The organism is Myxococcus sp. AM010, assembly GCF_013372585.1.
GTDB lineage: Bacteria > Myxococcota > Myxococcia > Myxococcales > Myxococcaceae > Myxococcus > Myxococcus vastator.
The window spans coordinates 41,399-61,273 of sequence record NZ_JABXEO010000019.1; the positions used below are offsets into that span (position 1 = coordinate 41,399).

The 19,875-nt window shown below is 69.8% G+C and carries 15 protein-coding genes; 3 read left to right on the plus strand and 12 right to left on the minus strand.

The annotated features are described in order from the left end of the window. The first annotated feature begins 268 nt into the window (after positions 1 to 268). Positions 269 to 1,387: an aldo/keto reductase gene (locus tag HV826_RS12310; protein WP_176417205.1), complete on the plus strand. Its 1,119-nt coding sequence runs from the start codon at positions 269 to 271 to the stop codon at positions 1,385 to 1,387. A 39-nt stretch (positions 1,388 to 1,426) separates the two neighbouring features. On the opposite strand, the gene HV826_RS12315 is transcribed toward HV826_RS12310, so the two are convergent. Next, on the minus strand, positions 1,427 to 1,855 hold the full coding sequence (locus tag HV826_RS12315) for a VOC family protein (protein WP_176417206.1): 429 nt from the start codon (positions 1,853 to 1,855) through the stop codon (positions 1,427 to 1,429). Between the two features lie 57 nt (positions 1,856 to 1,912). On the opposite strand from HV826_RS12315, the gene HV826_RS12320 reads away from it, so the two are divergent. Next, positions 1,913 to 2,500, plus strand: coding sequence for a TetR family transcriptional regulator (locus HV826_RS12320; RefSeq protein ID WP_176417207.1), 588 nt, complete (start codon positions 1,913 to 1,915; stop codon positions 2,498 to 2,500). On the opposite strand, the gene HV826_RS12325 is transcribed toward HV826_RS12320, so the two are convergent. The 9 genes from HV826_RS12325 to HV826_RS12360 all read right to left on the minus strand — a co-directional run bounded on the left by HV826_RS12325 (position 2,481) and on the right by HV826_RS12360 (position 16,543). Continuing rightward, positions 2,481 to 2,903 carry a hypothetical protein gene (locus tag HV826_RS12325; RefSeq protein WP_176417208.1) on the minus strand — a complete coding sequence of 141 codons (423 nt, stop codon included), beginning with the start codon at positions 2,901 to 2,903 and terminating at the stop codon, positions 2,481 to 2,483. The genes HV826_RS12320 and HV826_RS12325 overlap by 20 nt on opposite strands. Positions 2,904 to 3,021: 118 nt before the next feature. Continuing rightward, on the minus strand, positions 3,022 to 3,444 hold the full coding sequence (locus HV826_RS12330) for a hypothetical protein (protein ID WP_176417209.1): 423 nt from the start codon (positions 3,442 to 3,444) through the stop codon (positions 3,022 to 3,024). 224 nt (positions 3,445 to 3,668) lie between these two features. Beyond that, positions 3,669 to 5,069: a family 2B encapsulin nanocompartment shell protein gene (locus HV826_RS12335; protein WP_176417210.1), complete on the minus strand. Its 1,401-nt coding sequence runs from the start codon at positions 5,067 to 5,069 to the stop codon at positions 3,669 to 3,671. A gap of 35 nt (positions 5,070 to 5,104) precedes the next feature. Then, entirely contained in the window at positions 5,105 to 6,514 is a 1,410-nt protein-coding gene (locus HV826_RS12340) for a family 2B encapsulin nanocompartment shell protein (protein WP_176417211.1), read from the minus strand. A 27-nt stretch (positions 6,515 to 6,541) separates the two neighbouring features. Continuing rightward, positions 6,542 to 8,809, minus strand: coding sequence for a family 2 encapsulin nanocompartment cargo protein terpene cyclase (locus tag HV826_RS12345; protein WP_176417212.1), 2,268 nt, complete (start codon positions 8,807 to 8,809; stop codon positions 6,542 to 6,544). Between the two features lie 98 nt (positions 8,810 to 8,907). Then, complete coding sequence (locus tag HV826_RS12350) at positions 8,908 to 9,843, minus strand: AraC family transcriptional regulator (RefSeq protein WP_255217176.1); 936 nt, start codon at positions 9,841 to 9,843, stop codon at positions 8,908 to 8,910. A gap of 37 nt (positions 9,844 to 9,880) precedes the next feature. After that, on the minus strand, positions 9,881 to 10,636 hold the full coding sequence (locus tag HV826_RS12355) for a type 1 glutamine amidotransferase domain-containing protein (RefSeq protein WP_176417214.1): 756 nt from the start codon (positions 10,634 to 10,636) through the stop codon (positions 9,881 to 9,883). A gap of 291 nt (positions 10,637 to 10,927) precedes the next feature. Beyond that, entirely contained in the window at positions 10,928 to 12,556 is a 1,629-nt protein-coding gene (locus HV826_RS37125) for an OmpA family protein (RefSeq protein WP_255208154.1), read from the minus strand. 36 nt (positions 12,557 to 12,592) lie between these two features. Then, a complete protein-coding gene (locus HV826_RS12360; protein ID WP_255217177.1) occupies positions 12,593 to 16,543 on the minus strand; it encodes a kelch repeat-containing protein in 3,951 nt (1,316 codons plus the stop codon). Positions 16,544 to 16,760: 217 nt separating this feature from the next. Between HV826_RS12360 and HV826_RS12365 the strand changes: the two genes are divergently transcribed. Then, positions 16,761 to 17,237: a VOC family protein gene (locus tag HV826_RS12365; RefSeq protein ID WP_176417215.1), complete on the plus strand. Its 477-nt coding sequence runs from the start codon at positions 16,761 to 16,763 to the stop codon at positions 17,235 to 17,237. A gap of 35 nt (positions 17,238 to 17,272) precedes the next feature. On the opposite strand, the gene HV826_RS12370 is transcribed toward HV826_RS12365, so the two are convergent. Both HV826_RS12370 and HV826_RS12375 read right to left on the minus strand, forming a co-directional pair. After that, positions 17,273 to 18,091 (minus strand): spermidine synthase, encoded by an 819-nt coding sequence (locus tag HV826_RS12370; RefSeq protein WP_368670900.1) that lies wholly within the window; start codon positions 18,089 to 18,091, stop codon positions 17,273 to 17,275. A gap of 119 nt (positions 18,092 to 18,210) precedes the next feature. Further along, positions 18,211 to 19,866 carry a right-handed parallel beta-helix repeat-containing protein gene (locus HV826_RS12375; protein ID WP_176417217.1) on the minus strand — a complete coding sequence of 552 codons (1,656 nt, stop codon included), beginning with the start codon at positions 19,864 to 19,866 and terminating at the stop codon, positions 18,211 to 18,213. Between the last annotated feature and the right edge of the window lie 9 nt (positions 19,867 to 19,875).

Below are 19,875 nucleotides of genomic sequence, written 5' to 3' on the forward strand. Positions count from 1 at the left end.
TCAGTTCATGAGAGGTCATTGAGTGGGAGCGCGCGAAACACAGTTTTTTCGTGGCTGTCGTGCCTGAGGCCATGTGCGGCCCGCCGGGCGCGAGGGCTGATGCGTAGGATTGCGCCCAAGAACGTCACGCACCGAGCCCGTCAGCCGGCCTGCGCTCCCGGTGAGCGTCAACAGGCGCAAGAAGCGGGCTGCCTTCATGGGGGCGCGCCTCTATTCCTGGCAGGGCGATGGGGAGCACGGCCCATCACGACGAATGGAGAGCACCACCATGTCGACGCGGACGATTGAGTCCTTGGCGAAGTACCACCTGCTCGGTCAAACGGGCCTGCGGGTGAGCCCGCTGGCGCTGGGCACCATGAACTTCGGCACCGATTGGGGCTGGGGCATGCGCGGCGAGGACGCGCACCGCCTGCTGACGCGCTATCTGGAGGCGGGTGGCAACTTCCTCGACACGGCGGATGCGTACACCTCCGGCTCCAGCGAGCGCATCATCGGCGACTACTTCGCGGAGCACGGCGGGAGGGCGCGGGCGGTCATCGCCACCAAGTTCTCCGCCAACGTGTCGCCGGGGGATCCGAACGCCGGCGGAAACAGTCGCAAACACATCTTGTCCGCGCTCGAAGGCTCGCTGCGCCGCCTCAAGACGGACTACGTGGACGTGTACTGGCTGCACGTCTGGGATGGACTGACGCCCGTGGAGGAGGTGATGGGGACGCTGACCGGCCTCGTGCGCGAGGGCAAGGTGCGTTACATCGGATTCTCCGACGTGCCGGCCTGGTACTTCGCGCGCGCGCAAACCCTGGCGGAGCGCAACGGCTGGGAGAAGGTCGCCGCCTTGCAACTGGAGTACTCGCTCGCGGAGCGCAATGTCGAGCGCGAGCACCTCCCCGCCGCGCTCGCGCTGGGCGCCGCCCTGACCCCCTGGAGCCCCCTGGCCGGGGGACTCCTCACAGGACGGTACACCCGCGAGGGAGCCCAGCCGAAGGGCGAGGGGCGCGCCCATGCGCTGCTGGCCAGCGGAAACCCCGTGGCGGACAAGTTCCTGCAGGAGCGCCCCTGGCCCATCGTCGAGGCGCTTGTCTCGGTGGCGAAAGAGGTGGAGCGCTCGCCCGCCCAGGTGGCGCTCAACTGGGTGGCGACGCGTCCCTGCGTCGTGTCCACCATCATCGGCGCGAGCAGGCTGGAGCAGTTGGAGGACAACCTGCACGCGCTGGACTTCACGCTGCCGCCCGAGCTCTCCGCGAGGCTGGAGGTCGCGAGTCGCCCCGAACTCTTCAGCCCCTACGTGTTCTTCGAGTCCCCCTTCTTCACGAGGGGAATGCTCGCGGGAAACACCGCGGTGAGCGCGGAGCCGAGCGGGTTCCGGGGGCCGCTCCGGGCCGAGTAGGCTGGGATGGGCTTCCGCAACGGCTTCCGGCCCCGGTCGTCACCCGACGGGGAGCGCGTTGGCCTCGTACTGCTTCGCGAAGTCCTCGCTCGGCGCAATGGGCTTGATGACGTCGATGAGCACCCCGTTCGGGTCGGCGGTGATGAAGTGCCGCTGGCCGAAGGCCTCGTCCCGCAGCGGCAGGTGGATGGGCAGGCCGGCCGCCTGCACGTCCCGGTAGACGGCGTCCGGGTCTTCGACCTCGAAGTTGAGAATCGTCCCCGCCACCGTGCCCCGGGCCACCGTCGGCACCGTCTCGTGCCGTCCGTCGAGGATGGCCAGCGCGACATGTTCGGCATCGTCCGACTGGAGGTGGACGTACCAGTCGCTGGTGAAGCGCGGGCTGAAGCCGAAGTGCGCCGTGTAGAACGCCGCCGTCCCCGCGACGTCGTTCGTCATGATGACCGGGTAGTAACTGGTGATTTTCACGGGCTCCCTCTCTCCTTCGGGCTTGGCTTTCGATGAATCAGCATACAGGCTGCATGTATGCACGCGAGGGCGCGAAGAAGCAACGATGAGCGCAGCGCGACGACGCGGCAGGCGCTCGTGGGCGCGAGCCGGGCGCTGTTCGTGGAAAAGGGGTACGCGCAGACGTCGACGCCGGAGGTGGTGGCCGGCGCCGCCGTGACGCGGGGGGCGCTCTACCACCACTTCGAGGACAAGCAGGCGCTGCTGCGGGCGGTGCTCGAGCGGGAATTCGCCGAGCTGCGCCGTGCCATTGACCGGGCGACGCCGCCGGCCCTGGGCGCGCGTGAGGCGCTCATCGCTGGAAGCCTGGCCTATCTCGACGCGATGGCCGTCCCCGGCCGCACGCGCTTGCTGCTCGTGGAGGGGCCGGCGGTGTTCGGCCATGCGGAGATGATGGCACTCGATGAGGCCTCCGCCGCGGGCTCGCTGCGGGAGGGGCTCGCCGCCGTGCTGGGCGATGGGCCCTTGGTGCCCGCGCTCACCAGCCTGCTGTCCGCCGCCTTCGACCGCGCCGCGTTGGCCATCAGCACCGGCGGGGACGCCAAGGCCTACCGCGCCGCGATGCTGGCGCTCATCGAGCGCGTCATCACGGACGCCGGTCGCTGAGCGGCATGGGCTCCAGCGTGTTCGACGCCTGCTCGCTGGACAGGGCCGTGGTCAGGTGGACCAGGTTGGCTCCGCTCAAGTAGGCGGCGATGACGGCGGCGACGCGCAGCACGAGCGGCGTGGGCTCGAATGGGAGGAGGTCACGTTCCAGAAGCCAGGCGAGCGTCCGCGGCGCGTAGGCGGCACTGCAGGCCACCACCACGCCCAGGAGAACCATCATCTGGACCACGCTCAGCAGGGTGTTGGCCCGGGAGTGGACCACGCTGGCCAGCCCACCCATCCGCGCCAGGAGCCGCGGCTTGACGAACTTCAGCACCAGGATGCCCTGGAGGATGCCCACGGCCAGCGGAGCGCCGATTTCCACCACGGCGAGGATGCTCTGAACGGAGTCCTTCGTGCTCATGGCGCGGACAATGTTCCGTCACGCGAAGTGAATCAACCCGGTCCGCTCGTTGACGGACGCGGAGGCAACAGCCGCCTGGAGCGCGAGCCCCTCCAGGCGGCTGACGGCGGTTGCGGCGTCACTCCACCCAGTGGACCTTGCCCAGGCCAACGGCCACCATGTCGCAAAGGTAGACGGAGTGGTCATACGGGTTGTTGTCGTAGACGCCGCGGGCGCTGATGCAGCGGGCGTTTTCGGGATAGGGCGCGTTGTACTCCTCCGCGAGCTCACGGCAGTACGTGTCGCCAGGGCCACCGCACTCCTCCGTGCAGCTGTCCGCGCGAATCCAATACGGGTTGTAGGTGGGGTACGAGTCGGCCTCCGTCCAGCACAGCCCGCTGGCGCATTCCGAGTCGGCGCTGCAACCCGTGCCCGTGGCCTTCAAGCTCTGTTGCTGCTCGGCGGTCGGCTGCGTCTGTTCGGGCGTGCCGCTGCCACAGGCCACCGGGCCCATCAGCATGAGGGAGGCGAGGGCGGCCGTCGTGGCGAAGATGTTCCGCATGGATGAGAACCTCTCAGGGGTGAAGGGGAGCGCGGAACCAATCACGCCTTCACGGCTCATCCAAGTCACGTCCACGCCAAACCGAGCGGAGACGGTGTCTTTACATGTTTCAGTATTGGAATTCTTCAGTCCCGCCGGACTGAGATGCGCTGCATGCGAATGTTTCAAGCGACACAGCGAGTCCAGGCAGCGCGCCCGGACCCGCCGTGTCAGCTTCTGAAACATCAGCCTCCGAGCTCCACGTTCTCCAGCACACCCAGCGCATCGGGGATGAGCAGCGCCGCGGAGAAGTAGGTGCTGACCAGGTAGTTCGTGATGGCCTTGTCCGTGACGTCCATGCGGCGCACGGAGAGGCCGGGCTCGACCTCGTCCGGCAGGCCGGTGCGGCGCAGACCGATGACGCCCTGGTCCTCCTGGCCGGTGCGCAGCACGAGGATGGAGCTGGTGCGCTGCTCGGTGATGGGGAGCTTGTCACACGGCAGCAGGGGGACTCCGCGCCAGGCCATGCACGGCGTGCCCTGGACCTCGACGGGCGTCGGATAGACGCCTCGGCGGGTGCACTCCCGGCCGAACGCCGCGATGGTGCGCGGGTGCGCCAGGAAGAAGCGCGACTTGCGGCGCCGGCTGAGCAGCTCGTCCAGGTCATCGGGCGTGGGCGGCCCGCTGCGGGTGTGGAGGCGCTGCTTGAGGTCGGCGTTGTGGAGCAGGCCGAAGTCCCGGTTGTTGATGAGCTCGTGCTCCTGCCGCTCCCGCAGCGCTTCGATGGTCAGCCGCAGCTGCTGCTCCGTCTGGTCCATGGGGTCGCCGAACACGTCGGAGACGCGCGTGTGGACCCGGAGCACCGTCTGCGCCACGCTCAGCTCGTACTCGCGGGGCGCGAGCTCGTAGTCCACGTAGCCGCCCTGGATGTCCGGCTCACCGGAGTGGCCGGCGGCCAGGGGGATGGCGGCCTGTCCCAGCTTGTCCTGGGGCTTCTTCAGGCGCTCCCGGTACTGCTCCACCTGGGCGCGCAGCGCGGCGGACCGGGCAATCAACTCTTCGAACGCCTGCTGCGGCAGGGACAGCACCGTGCACGGCGTGGTGGCCTTGACGGTGTAGCTCCAGACGTCATCCGACGTCGCCACGGCCTGGTCGCCGAAGTGGTCGCCGTCCGCCAGCACGTCCAGGGTGACGGGCGCGCCATACGGGCCTTCGCGGAGCTTGCGCGCCTTGCCGTGGGCCAGCAGGAAGACGTGCTCGGCGGGCTTGCCTTCCTCCACGATGACGTCGCCCGCCTTGTACTCCGCCTGGGTGAACCGGCTGGCCAGGGCGGCAATCACCTCGTCGTCGCCGCTCAGGCCCCGCAGCAGCGGCAGCTTGAGCAGCTCCTGCGGGATGATCTGCACCTTCGCGCCAAGGTTGCTGAACACGAGGCGGTCATCCGCCACCGCGTAGCTCAGCCGCCGGTTGACCCGGTACGTGCCGCCCGTCACCTCCACCCAGGGCAGCATGCGCAGCAGCCACCGCGGGGTGATGCCCTGCATCTGCGGGGCCGTCTTGGTCGTCGTCGCGAGCTGGCGCGCCGCGGCCGTGCCCAGGCTCAGGCGCGGGGTGTCGTCGCCGCCCGTCTTCACGAAATTCGCCATGTGGATTCCCTCACGTCCTCCGAGCGGGAGGAGGCCTATTCGCCACGGCCGATTTCGACGCTCTCCAGGATGCCCAGCGCGTCGGGCACGAGGACGGCCGCGGAGAAGTAGCTGGTGACCAGGTAGTTGATGATGGCCTTCTCGTTGATGCCCATGTACCGGACGTTGAGGCCGGGCTCGATTTCGTCGGGGATGGTGCCGGGGTGCAGGCCGACGACACCCTGGTTCTTCTCACCCGCGCGCATCAGCATGATGGACGTGGTGCGCGAATCGCTGACGGGAATCTTGCTGCACGGGAAGATGGGGACGCCGCGCCAGGCGGGCACCATGTTGCCGTTGAAGTCCACGCTGGTGGGGTAGATGCCCTTGCGGCTGCACTCCTGGCCGAAGGCGGCGATGGCGCGCGGGTGGGCCAGGAAGAATGACGGCTCCTTCCACACGGTGGCCAGCAGCTCGTCCATGTCGTCGGGCGTGGGCGGCCCGCTGCGGGTGTGGATGCGCTGCTTGAGGTCGGCGTTGTGGAGCAGGCCGAACTCGCGGTTGTTGACGAGCTCGTGCTCCTTGCGCTCCTTCAGCGCCTCCACCGTCAGCCGGAGCTGCTGCTCCGTCTGGTTCATGGGCTCGTTGAAGAGGTCCGCCACGCGGGTGTGAATCTGGAGCACCGTCTGCGCCACGCTCAGCTCGTACTCGCGGGGCGACGTCTCGTAGTCCACGTAGGTGCCCGGCAGCACCGGCTCGCCGGTGTGGCCCGCGGCCAGCTCGATTTCGGCCTGGCCCGTGGTGTCCTGCTTCTTCTTCGCGCGGGCCTTGAACCGCTCGATGTGCTTGCTCAGCGAGGGCGACTGAGCCACCACGGCCTCGAAGTCGGACTGCTGCAGCACCAGCACGGTGGACGCCGTGACGGCCTTGGCCGTGAACTTCCAGTAGTCCTGCGACTCCAGCAGCGCCTCGTAGCTGTAGTGGTCGCCGTCCGCCAGCACGCCGAGCACGGTGGTGTCGCCGTACTTGCCGGCGCCAATCATGTTCACCTTGCCGTGGGCGATGAGGACGATGCAGTCCGCCTCCTTGCCCACCTCGGTGATGACCTCACCGGCCTTGTACGTCTTCTGCTCGAAGCGGTTGGCCAGCGCCGCCAGCACCTCGACGTCGTCGTAGCTGCGCAGCAGGGGCAGCTCGCACAGCTCCTGCGGGATGACCTGCACCTTGGCGCCGGTGGTGGTGAACGTCACGCGGCCATCCCCCACCGCGTAGCTCAGTCGGCGGTTGACGCGGTACACGCCACCGGACACCTGCACCCAGGGCAGCAGCTTGAGCAGCCACCGCGAGGAGATGCCCTGCATCTGCGGAACGGACTTGGTCGTCGTCGCCAGCTGGCGCGCCGCGGCCGTACCCAGGCTCAACTGGGACTTCTCGGCGTCACCGCCCGGCTTGATGATGTTCGACATGATTGGCCTTTCGAGTGGGATGGAAGATCAGGCGCCGGAGCGCAGGTTGGAGAACAGCGAGGCGATGCGTGCGGCGGAGGTGCCCAGGCCGGTGGGGCCCGAGGAGACGCGCAGGCCCAGCTTGCGGGACGCGCGCAGCTCGAACTCCTTGTAGCGGTCCACCGTCTGGTGCCAGATGAGCACGCCGCTCATCCACCACTGCAGCTTCTGGACGTACTGCTTCAGCTTGTCCTGGGCCTTGCCGTCCAGGTTGAAGCTGCGCGCCAGCGGCTCCAGCTCGTTGGCGATGATGTATTCGAACTGCCGCATCCGCGCGGTCATCAAGTCGTTGACGACCAGGACGGCCCGCGCCGGGTCCAGGTCGAGGAAGCGCTGCACGACGAGCACGCCGTTGTTGAGCTCACCTTCGAACTCAATCTCCTTCTGGTAGGAGAAGACGTCGTTGATGAGGCAGGCGTAATCCGCCGCGGCGTTCTCCAGGCTGCGGATGGGCCGGGTGTGGAAGATTTCAGGCGCGAGCGCATCCCCATGCGCCAGGCGGGACAGGCTCATGGTGAGGTCCGAGCCGAACGTCTGGCGCCGCATCTCCACGTAGTCGATGGGGTCCGGGATGCGGTTCTGGATTTGGTTGGCCAGCTCCCAAAGCCAGCTCTCCGTCATGTCCAGGATGGCCTTGCGGAACAGGCGCCGTGAGTCGGGCGTCACCCCTTCGGTGGTGCGGGCCCACAGGTCCGCGAGCCCCCGCTCCACCGGATTGGTGGGGGGCGGAACCGCCGTGCCGGCGTCCTCCGGCACGAACATCGCCAGCCGGGCGTTGAACACCTTGGCGCCGGCCATGTCCTTGGTGTGGCCGTAGAAGGCCGGGAAGTAGTCGTCCGCGTAGGTGCCCCAGACGAGCCAGCAGGCGGACAGGTTGAGCTGCGCCTCGGTGGCGTGGGGATGAATCAACGCGCCGCAGAGCGCCACGTCGGCCACGTCGAACTTGTGGTCATCCCAGATGTAGCCGCCGGGGACCCCGGGGAGGACATCCAACATGCCCATCCGCCGCGCCCACGCCTTGGACTCTCGCCGCGAGGTGTCCAGGTGAGGGCTGGGCTTCGTGGAGTACGGCATGTAGAACTTCGGCAGGTTCACCGGGCCCACGGGCTGGTACGGCACGTGGGAGAAGCTCTTGAGGCGGGTGAGCCCCAGGGCGGTGGGCGACTGCGGAAGCCGCGCCGCGGAGGTGCCCAGGCCGTTGGGGCCCAGGAAGAAGCCGCCCGCGCCGCCGGAGCCCTTGTTCATGTAGCGGCTGGAGCGCATGTGCCACTCGTGCCCGCCGGACTGCCAGTCCTGGAGCCCCCGGACGTAGGTGAGCACCTGGGCCTGCTCGACTGGATTCAGGCCGAACTCGACGAACAGGGACGGCAGCTCCGTGAAGACGGTGTTCTCGAACTGCTGGAGCCGGGAGGTGAGCACCTCGTTGACGAGCTGCGCGGCGCTGGGCGGGGAGATGTCCAGGAACTTCTCCATCACCAGGACGCCGTTGGAGAGCTCGCCCTCCTCCAGAATCTCCCGCTCGTAGGAGAACAAGTCGTTGCGCAGGTGGACCGCGTCGGAGAACGTGTCCTTCAGCACCCGCATCGGGCGGCTGGCGGCGACGCGGTCCGGGACCTCCGCGAAGACGGCGTGCTCCACCAGGTTCGCGGACCACGGGGCGCCGCCCACCTTGCGGCGCATCTCGATGTATTCAACGGGGTTGGAGACGCGGCCGTCGCTGATGTTGTTCAGCTCCCAGCTCGACTCGTCCAGCAGGTGCTTGGTGTGCTCGAAGAACCGGCGCCGCCACGCCATGGTGCGACTGGGGACGGTCCGGTTCCACAGGTCCAGCAGCCCGGCCTCGACGGGGTTGGTGGGCGGCGGTGGCGTGGCCGCCGGGTCCAGCGGCATGAACAACGGCAGCCGGTCCAGGTAGGCCTTCGCGCCCACCATGTCCTGGGAGCGCTTGAAGAGCTCCAGGAAGTGGTCGTCGAAGTAGAAGACCCAGACGTACCAGTCCGTGATGAGGTCCAGCTCCGGGCCCGGTGTCTCCGGGTGGGTGTAGGCACAGAGCAGGGCGTAGTCCATGGCATCGAACTTCGCCTCGCTCCAGATTTCCGGAGCGCTGCCATCCTTCGGGCGGCCAATGATGCCCAGCTCGCGCGCCCAGGCCTTCGAATGCACCCGGGCGCCTTCGAGGTTGGGATTCAAGCGCGCCGGCCAGGGAACGTAGAAGTCTGGCAGTTCAAATGGCTGCTTGTTTTTCGCCGTACCCATGCACGCCCCTCGTTGAACTCAGGGGGGCGTTATAGTTTCAGACTGAACGGTCTTCCAGGCATTTTTGGTTTTTGGGAATTTCCAAGAAACCGTTGTTTTCACCCTGGGAATTTGTTTGACCGACTCGCCGTGACGGAGCGGGTGAGCACGAGCTCGCGCAGCGCGGAGGGTGGGACGTCGTTGTGCTTGCGGAACGTCCTCGTGAAGTGGGCCTGGTCGGAGAACCCGGTGCAGAAGGCGACGTCCGTGAGCGTCAGGCGTGCGTCTGCCAGCAGCGCGTGTGCCGCGCCGACGCGGACGCGTTGAAGGGTTTGCGAGAAGGTGGTCCCTTCCTGCTGCAAGGCGCGCTGGAGGCCGCGGCGGGACAGGGCGAGCCGCTGCGCGGTCTCCTTGAGCGTCCAGGGGTGCAGCAGGTCGCCCCGCATCACCTGTTCGAGCCGCTCGCGGACCTCGCGGGGGGCTCCCTCGCGCGGCGCGGCAGGCTCGTGGAGACGGAGGGGCTCCCCAGACCTCCAGCGGAACGTCGCGACGTTCGTCGTGGCGGGCAGGCGCTGTGTTTCGTCCACCAGGGCGGGGCCATGAATGGCCATGGGCGCTTCGCCTCCGGGCTCGAGCGTGACGGAGAGCGCCGTGAGCCCCGCGGTCTCCAGGAGCGCGACGAGCACCCCCCAGATGAACAGGTCGTTGACGGTGAGAATCGCCCCGCCGTCGATGGCGGCATGCCGCAACGTCATCTGGGCGCGGGCCAGGTCGTGGGAGAGCAGTTGCGTGCGGTGGCGCGAGTGAAGGAAGCGCTCCAGGGTGGTCCAGCGCTCCACGGCGTGCCGGGGCGTGGGTCCCGCGACGAGCGCCCGGAGGACGGGATGGGACGCGAGGGCCCGCAGCTCGCGGCCGAGCTCCAGCACGGGCCGCCAGCCATGGGCCTCCATGACGGCCTGGAGGACGGTGACCTTGTCGCGCCCCTCGGTTGGAATCTCCGGGTAGGTCCGCGCGACGGCCGCCTTCAGCAGGGCGTTCAAGGATGGGCTCGTCATGGTGCCTTGGTCCACGCCCATGTCCGGCTGCTCCTGGTCAGCGCGAGGCGCGCGGTGGCTCGCCGGTGTCCACGGCGCACCGGCCCGCGTTGCGCCAGTCGCTCAGCGCGGCGAGGAAGTGCACGTTGAAGTCGGCACCCGAGAATGGATTCTGGCTGGTCACCAGGTTGCAATCCCGCACGGCGCGGGAGCGGCCCGGGAACGCCGTCTCATGGCGGTAGCCGGCGTCGTCGAGCTGGTCTCCAATCCCACGAACCAGGGCGCGTGCGTCCATGACGAAGGTTTCAATGTACCACTCCTCGAAGCCGGAGACCGAGGTGACGCGCCGGCCCACGAAGGGGCTCTGCGGCTTGGGCAGCCGCGAGAGGAGCGCCGGGGCATGACAGACGAGCCCCACGGGACGGTCCGTGGCGCCGAAGTGGATGAGCAAGCCGTGCAGGTCCGCGTCATCGAGCAGGTCCACCATGACGCCCTGTCCTCCGGGGATGAGCAGCGCCTGGAAGTCGTCCGCGCGCGCGCGGACCTCGGACAGGTTCAGCGGCGCGTGCAGCTGAGGGAGCCGCGTGACGAGCGCCTGGGCTTCGGCGAGCGCCTCGGGGTGCTCCTTCCAATACGAAGGGTTCATGCCCTCGGGGTCGAACGCCGGTGCGCGGCCCTCGGGTGTCGCGACCACCACGTCGTAGCCTGCGTCGATGAGCGCGCGGTAGGGCTCATAGAACTCGTTCAGGAAGACGCCCGTCTGGCGCGTGCTTCCATTCGCGAGCTTCTGCTCCGACGCGGCCGAGAGGACCATGAGGACGCTCCCGGGGGGATGAACCTCCGCGGGTTGTCGCTCCGCGGAGGGAAAGATGACTTGCTGCGTCGGGGCGGTGGCGCAGCCCAGCGCACCCGCGAAGCATGCGAGTGCGAGCTGGGCGAGGCGCCGCGTCATTGTCATTCCAGCGCGAAACGCTGGCGCCTGCTTTGAAGTGGTTGCTCCCATGCGGCTCCTCCTGGTGACAGCTTCATCACCAGGGTAGGAGCGCGGGGGAGGGCGGGCTTGAACGAACGCGCCAAACCCTGGCCGCGAGCCTGGCGCGGAGGCTCAGCGCGCCGGTGACGCGCCTCCGGACTCGGTGACGAACTCCACGCGGCGGTTCGTGCCGCGGCCCTCGGGCGTGTCGTTGGTGGTGAGGGGGCGGTCGGGCCCGTAGCCCTTCGCCGTCAGCCGCGAGGACGCGACACCGCGCTGAATGAGGTGCGTGCGCACCGCGTCCGCGCGCTCCTGGCTCAGCGTGCGGTTGAGCTCGTCGGGGCCGGTGCTGTCCGTGTGCCCTTCGATGCGCAGGGACACGCCCGGGTTGGCCTTCAGGTAGTCCGCGACGGCGTCCAGGTTCCGCAGCTCCTCGTCGGAGAGCGTCGACTGGCCCACCGGGAACTGGACGTGGTGCTCGGTGGGCAGCCGCGTCGGCGCTTCGGTGGCGGGCTCCTGGGGCGCGGGCTCCGGCTTGGGCTCGGGGCAGCCACGGTGGGCGGCGACGCCGGCCTCGTTCGGGCATGCGTCCTCGCGGTCCACGACGCCGTCACCATCCGAGTCGGTGTCAGGGCAGCCCTTGTTCTCGGCGGAGCCGGCCTCGTTCGGGCACGCGTCCTCGCGGTCCACGACGCCGTCGCCATCCGAGTCGGTGTCCGGGCAGCCGTCATTCTCAGGCGGGCCGGCTTCGAGCGGGCAGCGGTCCTGCCCGTTGGGAACCGTGTCGCCGTCGTCATCCAGCGCGGGGCACTGCTCCGGCGTGTGACTCCGGCCGCTCCGGCACACGTCCTCTTGAGCGGGCGGCTGATGGGCCCAGGCGATGCCCGCCGCCGCGCGGATGGACGGCGTGCCCGGGATGTCCGTGAAGCCATGGCCGGCGATGGCGAAGGCCTCGAAGCCGCCACCCACGGGCATCCGCACGCCGCCCAGCAGCTCCAGCGCGAAGTCCGACTCCACCAGCGACTCCGCGGCTTGCAGCGCGATTTCGCCGCGCAGGCCCTTGCCGCGCGTGGACACGACGACGCCTTGCTCCAGCTCAGTGCCGAAGTCTCGGCCGGGTTCGTTCTCCGTGGAGCGGATGCGCACGCCCGCGCTGGCGCCGAGCACGACGGGGCCCAGCTCCCGGCTCACCGCCACCCGGGGCGCGACCTGGAGGCCCGCCCAGCCTTGTTGCCGGCCAAAGGCATCCGCGGTGCCACCGGGCGTCCCCACGTCCAGGCCCAGGCTGAGGAAGACGGGGTCGCCGGCCTCGCGCCGCAGCAGCGCGTAGCGGGCGCCCAGCTCCGGCGTGCCGAGCCCGAAGGCGTCCGGCGCGGAGACGCCCACCAGCGAGTCCGCGCCATTGCCGCCCTGATGGATGATGACGGGCAGCCGCGCGGACAGCTCCAGGTTGTCGACGGGCGACCAGGCGCCCGCGAGCCAGCCGGAGACGCGGTAGTCGATGATGGAGCGCTCCTGCCCATCGCTGCCCTTGAGCAGGAGGATGCCGCGCTCGTAGCCGGCCATGAGCATCAGCCGGTAGGCGCCCTTGGGGAGCACGTGTCCCGTGTCCACGAGCATCGAGTCCGTGGCCGCGGGGGTGAAGCGCAGCCGCTCCAGGTCGATGGGGATGAGCGCGCCCGTGGTGCTCTGTGCCAGGGCATTGGGCGCGATGGAGGCGATGAGCGCTGCCAGCGCCCAGCTCCGAGCCTGTGTACGCAAGGTGAAGTCCATTCTCGAAAGAGGGTGACGTGCGGGTCAGTGCGAGGCGTGACGCGAGCGGCGACGCAGCCCGCTCCACGTTGCCAGGACCACCAGGAGGGCCAGCGACGAGGCCGCGCCGCCGCCAGAGGCCTGGCAGCCGCCTCCGGCGATGGAGATGACCGTTGCCTGGACGGTGACCTGGAACGTGCAGCGGGCTTCATTGCCCGCGGCGTCCGTGGCGGTGACGGTGACGGTGTTGTTGCCGTGCCGGAAGGTGCTCCCCGACGCCGGCGAGGACGTCACGGAGGGCGTCGAGACAGCATCCGTGGCCTCGGGCAGCTCGAAGGTCACCGCCGTGCCGGACGCATCATCGGAGGTCGTCCGGAGGTCGGCGGGGCACGTCAGCGCGGGCGGGGTGGTGTCCCGCACCTCGACCTGGAACGTGCAGGTGGCCCGCGCGCCCGAGGCGTCCTCCGCGGTGGCCGTGACGGTGGTGGTCCCCAGCGGCAGCGTGCTGCCCTCCTCGGGGTCATAGGTGATGGTGGCCGGCCCTCCGTCCCCGGGAGTCGCGGTGGCGGGCGGCCAGCTGCCCGGGGCGCCCTCCGGTCCCGTTGCTTCCAGGACGGTGTCCTCGGGGCAGGTGATGGCCAGGACCGCTGCTGACTCCACCTCGACGTCCACCGCGGCCTCGTTGCTGTCCAGGCCGCAGTCGCTGACGCGGTAGGTGAAGCTGTCTGCGCCCACGTAGCCCGCGTTGGGCGTGTACCGGAGGTTCGGCGGCGTGCCGGTCAGCGTCCCATGCTGGGGCGGCGTGACGATGGTCCACGTCAACGTCTGGTCCGCGTCCGGGTCGGTCGCGGTGAGCGTGACGTCTTGAGGGAGGCCGGAAATCGTGGCGATGCGCACGGCCTCCGCGGTGGGCGCGGTGTTGGCGCGCACCATCACCATGCGTCCGCCCGGAATGGCGTTGGCGAAGAGGGACAGGGCATACGGACCCGGAAGCACCTCCGCGGGCACCCGCACCGTCGCGCGCGTGGCGGACATGTCCGTGGCGGGGAGCGTCCAGAGGCGCCCTCCCTCGGCGGCGCCCAGGCGCACCAGGGGGAAGTCCGTCGGCGAGTCCAGGTAGCTGCCGCTGGACGCGCCCGAGATGCCCCGGAAGCCCTGGCCTTCGATGATGGCGGGGCAGGCCTGGTAGAGCGTCTCCGGCGCCGTGACGACAGGCCGCCAGGCGGGGAGGGCGAGGACGTCGTCGTAGCGCTGGGCCGTGGTGACGGCCGTGCCTCCCGCGAGCAGGACCTCCCCCGAGGGCAACGCGACGGCGGTGGCTCCGCCGCGCACGTCTGGCGCGCTGACGAGGGTCCAGGTCCGCGAGGGGGCGCCGTAGGCCTCGGCCGAGGCCACGTAGGTGTCGGGCGCGCTCAGGCCGCCCGCGACCAGGAGCGTACCGGAGGGCATCAGGGTGGCGGTGTGGCGCCAGCGCGCTTGCGTCAGCGGGCTGTCTGGCGTCCAGGAGTTCGTGGCGGCCGAGTACCGCTCCGTGGTGGCGAGCGCCACGCCTCCCGCGGCGCCGCCCGCCGCCAGGAGTTCACCGGAGGGCAGCAGCGTCAGCGTGAAGTCCCCACGCCCCTGGGCGAGCCCGCCGGCGGGGGTCCAGGTGTTGGTGGCGGGGTCGTACACCTCCGCCGCCGCGAGGGCCGCTCCGCCTGTGCCGCGTCCTCCCGCGATGAGCACCCGTCCATCGGGCAGCAGGGCGGCGGCGTGCGCGGTGCGCGCCACGGCCACGGACGCCGCGGCGGTCCACGCCTGGGTGGCCGGGTCATACAGCTCCGCGGAGGCGAGCACGTCCGCGCCGTCCTGCCCGCCGACGACGAGCACCCGGCCATCCGGCAGGCGCGTCGCGGTGTGCAGGTGCCTCGCGCGAGCGAGTGGCGCAGTGGGGACCCAGATGTCCGTGGCGGGCGTGTAGCGCTCCGCCGAGTTCAGCGCGCCGCCTGCGTTCGTGCCGCCCACGACGAGCACCTCGCCCGAGGCCAGCGTCGTCGCCGTGGCATCCGCTCGCGCGGTGGAGAGGCCCGACGCCGCGGACCATGCGTTCGTCGTCCCGTCATACAGCGAGGCGGACGCCAGCGCGGTGCCTGTTCCGTCATGGCCACCCGCCACGAGGACGCGGCCGGTGGGCAGCAGCGCCATCAGCGGGTCAACCCGGGGGCCGCCCAGGGTCCCCGCAGCGGACCAGGCCTGGACGCCAGGGTCATAGGTCTCCGTGTCCGCGTAGAACGTGAGTGACGGATTGGAGCTGAAGCCCCCGGCGGTGAGCACCTTGCCGGAGGGGAGCAGGGTCGCCGTGCTGTTCTCCCGGCCAATCGCCATGGAGGTCGTGGCGGTCCACGTGCCGGTGGCGGGGTCGTAGAGCTCGGAGATGGGTTGGGCATCCCGCGCGGCGTTGGAGCCGCCCATGACGAGCACCCGGCCGTCGGGCAGCAGTGAGGCGGTGTGGCTGTTGCGCGCGAAGTTCAGGGCGCCCGTGGCCGTCCACGTGTTGGCCACCGGGTCGTAGAGCTCGGCATGCGTGGTGATGCCGATTTCAGTGAAGCCACCCACGAGCAGGACGCGGCCATCGGGGAGCAGGGTGGCGGTGGCGTAGTGCCTGGGGACCAGGGGGGGCGCGGCGGCGGTCCACGTCCCCGCCACCGGGTCGTAGAGGTCGGCGCCGGGGACCTCGCCGTCCACATTATTGAAGCCGCTCACCGCGAGCACCTGCCCGCTCCGCAGCAACGTGGCGGTGTGAGAGCGCCGGACCACGGGCAGGCTCCCGGTTGGCAGGAACGTGTTGCTCACGGGGTCGTACAGTTCAGCGGTCGCGAGATTGCTGCCGCCCGCGATGAGGAGCTGACCGGAGTCGAGCCGCGTGAGGGTGGGCAGGGAGCGGGGCGCGGCCATGGGGCCCGTGGCCGACCAGGTGTCCGTCGCGGGGTCGTAGAGGCGCCCCGACGTGGAGCCGTCCGTCATCACGAGTGCCCTTCCATCGGAGAGGCGCGCGGAAATGGTGACGTTGCCTGTAATTCCGGCGGCGGCCGCCGCGCTCCAGGTGTCGGTGTCGGAGTCGTAGCGTTCGGACGAAGTCACGAAGCCCGTGCGGTTGACGCCGCCGACGACCAGCAGCTCTCCGGTGCCCAGCAGGATGCCGGTGTGCTGCGCGCGGGCGGTCGCCATGGTGGCGGTGGAGGACCAGCCTGGGTCGACGACGAGCGGCGCGGTGAGCCCGGCGAGGGAGACCTCGGTCGTGATGCGCACCTGCGCGCCGTCCACGTCGAACACCCGGGTGCGCGGATTCACGCGTCCACCCGCGAGCCGCGTGCCGCCCGCGCGGGACTGGCCGTTGGCGTCGCGCACCACGGAGGGATGGAAGCGGAGCACGGGGCGCGCGCCTTCATCGAGGAACTGGAGGGAGTCGCCCGTGTCCTGGATGCGCCGGACGGAGGGCGGCAACGTGACGGTGTATTCGGCGCGGTGCGTCGGCTCGCCGTCGCGTGCCTCCGGCAGCGCGTCCAGAATCCAGGCCTCCTCGACCCGCGAGGTGCGCCAGCCCTCGGCGGTGGTCTGCGTGCTGCCGACGGGCCACCAGAGGTGCCGCTCGCCGTGGAACGCGGCGAAGCGCTCACGGTGGAGCGCGCCCGAGGTGGAGGCGGCCGGGCGGACATGGAAGCTCAGGCCGCGCGTGGTCAGCGTCAGCGCCCCGTCATCCGCGAGCTGGACTTCGAGTTGCCGGGCCGAGGGTGTCGCGGGCGCTGGACGCGTTCCGAGGTCGGGGAAGGAGGCCTGCGCCAGCGCCAGGGCGGTGGTGGCGGAAGGGGCCTGTTCCCACTGGGCCAGGGCCTGGCCTCGTGCGGAGGCCAGCGCGTCCTCACCGGGCGGCGTCAACCCCTCCTTCCCGCATGACAGGAGGATGACGCTCCCCACGAGTATCAGGCGCCTGCTCCAGACCGCGCGATGTGACTGCATCCAGGAACTCCGGTTCGAAAGGAGCGGCGGGACGGCGCGTGCCGTGCCCCGACGCTGTGAGTCATCTGTGACGGAATATCCGCTCCTCGGTAGGATGGGCAACGCGAACCGCGTCGCAGGCGTGAGTTGTGCGCCGTGTGGAGCTCCAGGCGCTCGACGCTGGAAGCTTCCGTTCCCCCTGTCGCGGAGCGGGTACGTCAACCGAGGAGAACGCACCATGCAGAAGATCACGCCCTTCCTGTGGTTCGACGGCAACGCGGAAGAAGCCATGAAGTTCTACGTGTCCGTCTTCAAGAAGGACTCGAGGATTCTCAGCCTCAACCGCGCCGGGAGCTCGGATGCCGCGCCTGTCGTCTCCGGCACCTTCCAACTGCACGGACAGCAGTTCATGGCCTTGAACGGGGGGCCTCAGTTCAAGTTCACGGAGGCCATCTCCCTGTTCGTGGATTGTCAGACGCAGGTGGAGGTGGACGCGCTGTGGTCGAAGCTCCTGGAGGGCGGAGGCCAGACGCAGCAGTGTGGCTGGCTCAAGGACCGCTTCGGCCTGTCCTGGCAAATCGTCCCGTCCGTGCTGGGGAAGATGCTGGGCGACAAGGACCCGGAGAAGGCGCGCAGGGTCATGGAAGCCATGCTGGGCATGGTGAAGCTTGACATCCAGGGACTGCAGCGCGCGTACGACGGCGCGGGCCAGTAGGTTGAATGATTGCGCTGCGGGACTGCATGCAAAGACTAGCGCGCGTTGCCTGACTTCCGTGAGGGGCCTTGTCTCACACGCCGGGCCACTCGCGCGCGGAGGTTGAAGGGCACGCCCCATTCGCGCGCGAGCCGCCCGGCGCGTGCCAGCAGCTCCGCCCGGAGGGGCCTGTGTGCGTGAGGCAGCCCCACGAGGATGCGGTTGTCCGACGTCTTCACGTCGAAGGCATAGAGCTGGGGGAAGCTGGCCTTCCACAGTGGGTCCATCAGCGAGCCGGGCCGGCCTGACTTCCGGAGCACGTTGCCCACGACCACCCCGTCCGGCGTCAGCCTCGCCTGCGTGGCTTGCATGAACTCTCGCGTCGCCATCGCCGGAGGGATGGTGCGCGCGCCGTAGGCATCCAGGATGATGACGTCATACGGCGCCCCGGGTGATTCGATGAAACGCCGTCCGTCCGTGAGATGGGCGTGCAAGGCCTCGTCTTCGTGGAAGTCGAAGTATCGCCGGGCCATGTCCAGCACCTGGGGCTGGATTTCCACCGCGTCGATGTGCGCGTGCGGGAGCACCGCGCGGAGGAAGGTGGGAATGGCGCCGCCTCCCAGGCCCACGACGAGAATGCGCGAGGGCTCCGGCACGAAAGCCAGCGTCGCCGCGACGGCGCGCGTGTAGTCCAGCTCCAGGCGCAGAGGGAAGCCCGGCCACACCGCGCTCTGGAAGGCGCCAATCCACCCGAACTGGAGGTAGCGACGCCCCTCGTCGTCCTCACTGACGATGATGGGGCCACTCGCGGACTTCGCGACGTGCAGAATCGTGCGGGGAAACTCGAAGGCGCGGGAGACGCGACCCAGGGCCACGACGGTCCGGTGGAGCCGCCTCGCCCGCGAAGGCCCCTTCGGTTTCCGCCGGATGGGGCTGGCGGTTTCCTGCCTCCAGGGCTCCAGGCCCCACGCTTGTCCTGCCTGACGCATCCACCTCACGCCCCGAGCATACGGGCTCCTCGGCGCAGGGGAAGGGTGCGTCGAGCGCCCCGCTTCCGCCCCAGGACGCCGAGGAGCGCGAAGGCCAGTGGGCCCGCGAGGCTGGCGCCGGAGGCCGCGCAGCCGCCCGAGCTTCCCGAGCCCTCGTCATCCGGCTGCTGGGGCGTCGTGCCGGCGTCGGCCGGCGTGCCCGTGCCCGCGTCGGCCGGGGTGCCCGCGTCGGCCGGCGTGCCCGTGCCCGCGTCGGCTGGCGTGCCCGCGTCCGGCGTCTCCGTTCCCGGAGCGGAGACATCCCCATACGCGCCGATGTGTGCCGGGCTCACCTGGGCGCGCGGCTCACTCGCGGTGTGTTTCACGTACTGCCGGGTGACGGGCTCGCTGCTGGCCTCGGCGGGGAGCGCCACCGCCTGACTCCTCAGGGATGAGCCCGTGGCCAGGCGGAAGTCCTGTCCAGCGAGGTCGATGAACCCGGGGGCGGCGCCGGTGAGATTCCCTCCCGCGTCCACGACGGCGCCGGTGAGCGTGCCGAAGGTGCTCACGTAGCCGGGCTTGTACCAGTTGCCGCCATGCCGGAGCGTGCCCGCCGCGTCCGTGAGGGACAGGGTGTTGCCATTGGCCGCGGCGACCAGCACCACGTTGTTCGTCACGTGCGCCGTCTGGTCCTGGTGCGACAGCCGCAGCAACGTGGTCCGGTCCGTCCGGCTGGACACCACGGTGTTGTGGAAGAAGTAGAGCGTGCCCCGGTAGTTGGCAGTGGTGTCGGAGTCGCCACCGAAGTGGACGACTTGCCGGTTGCCCGCGCCCTCGGGCTCCAGCAGGACATTGCCGTAGACGAACGTCCGCGCATACGACGGCGCCGCGCGCAGCGTGCCGCTGGACGAGTCCACCAGGTCGAGCTGCCGGTTGCCGCCCTCAATCCAGTTGTACCGGATGACGCTGCCCGCCGAGCGGTCCTTCAGGTTGTTGCCCAGGCAGCCAGCGCAGAGCGGACCGAAGCGGTTGAACTGGTAGGTGATGCCCAGGGCTTCGGTGTACGCGTTGTGCTCCAGGATGCTGCCGGAGTTGCCGTTGCCCAGGAGGTGGCTGTGCTCGACGGTGATATTCGACGCCTGGTTGGCGATGAACAGGCCGTTGCCACTGTCCTCGAGCACGCAGCCCCGGATGGTGATGTGCTCGCCCTTCTCGATGAAGATGGCGGCGGCGTTGTCCAGGTAGGTGGACGCGCCATTGCGGCCGGTGAAGGCGCCGCGCGCCCGGCGCAGGTGGAGGTTCTCCACCACCAGGTGCGCGGGCAGCGTGTCCGCGGGCTGGTTGGAGCCGCCAATCTTCAGGATGCCGCGCTCCTCGCCCCAGTAGTTGAGCTGCGAGCGCGTGGTGGCGTTCTCGCCGACGATGACGGGCAGGTTGCCCTGTGCGTCCTTCACGCCGCGCACGGTGATGGGCGCGGCGGCCGTGCCCCTGCGGCCCAGGACCCACTTCTCCGCGTAGGGCGTGGGCCGTGCGTGGACGAAGACGGTGTCCCCGGGCTCGAGCGACTCCCAGGGCACGTCACCCAGGCGGGTGTACTGCTGGTCGGGGCCCACGCGGTATTCCGCGGCCTGGACGGCCAGCGGCTGGAGCAGGACGAGGAGGGCGGCTCGCGAGAGGTTCATGGCTCGCAG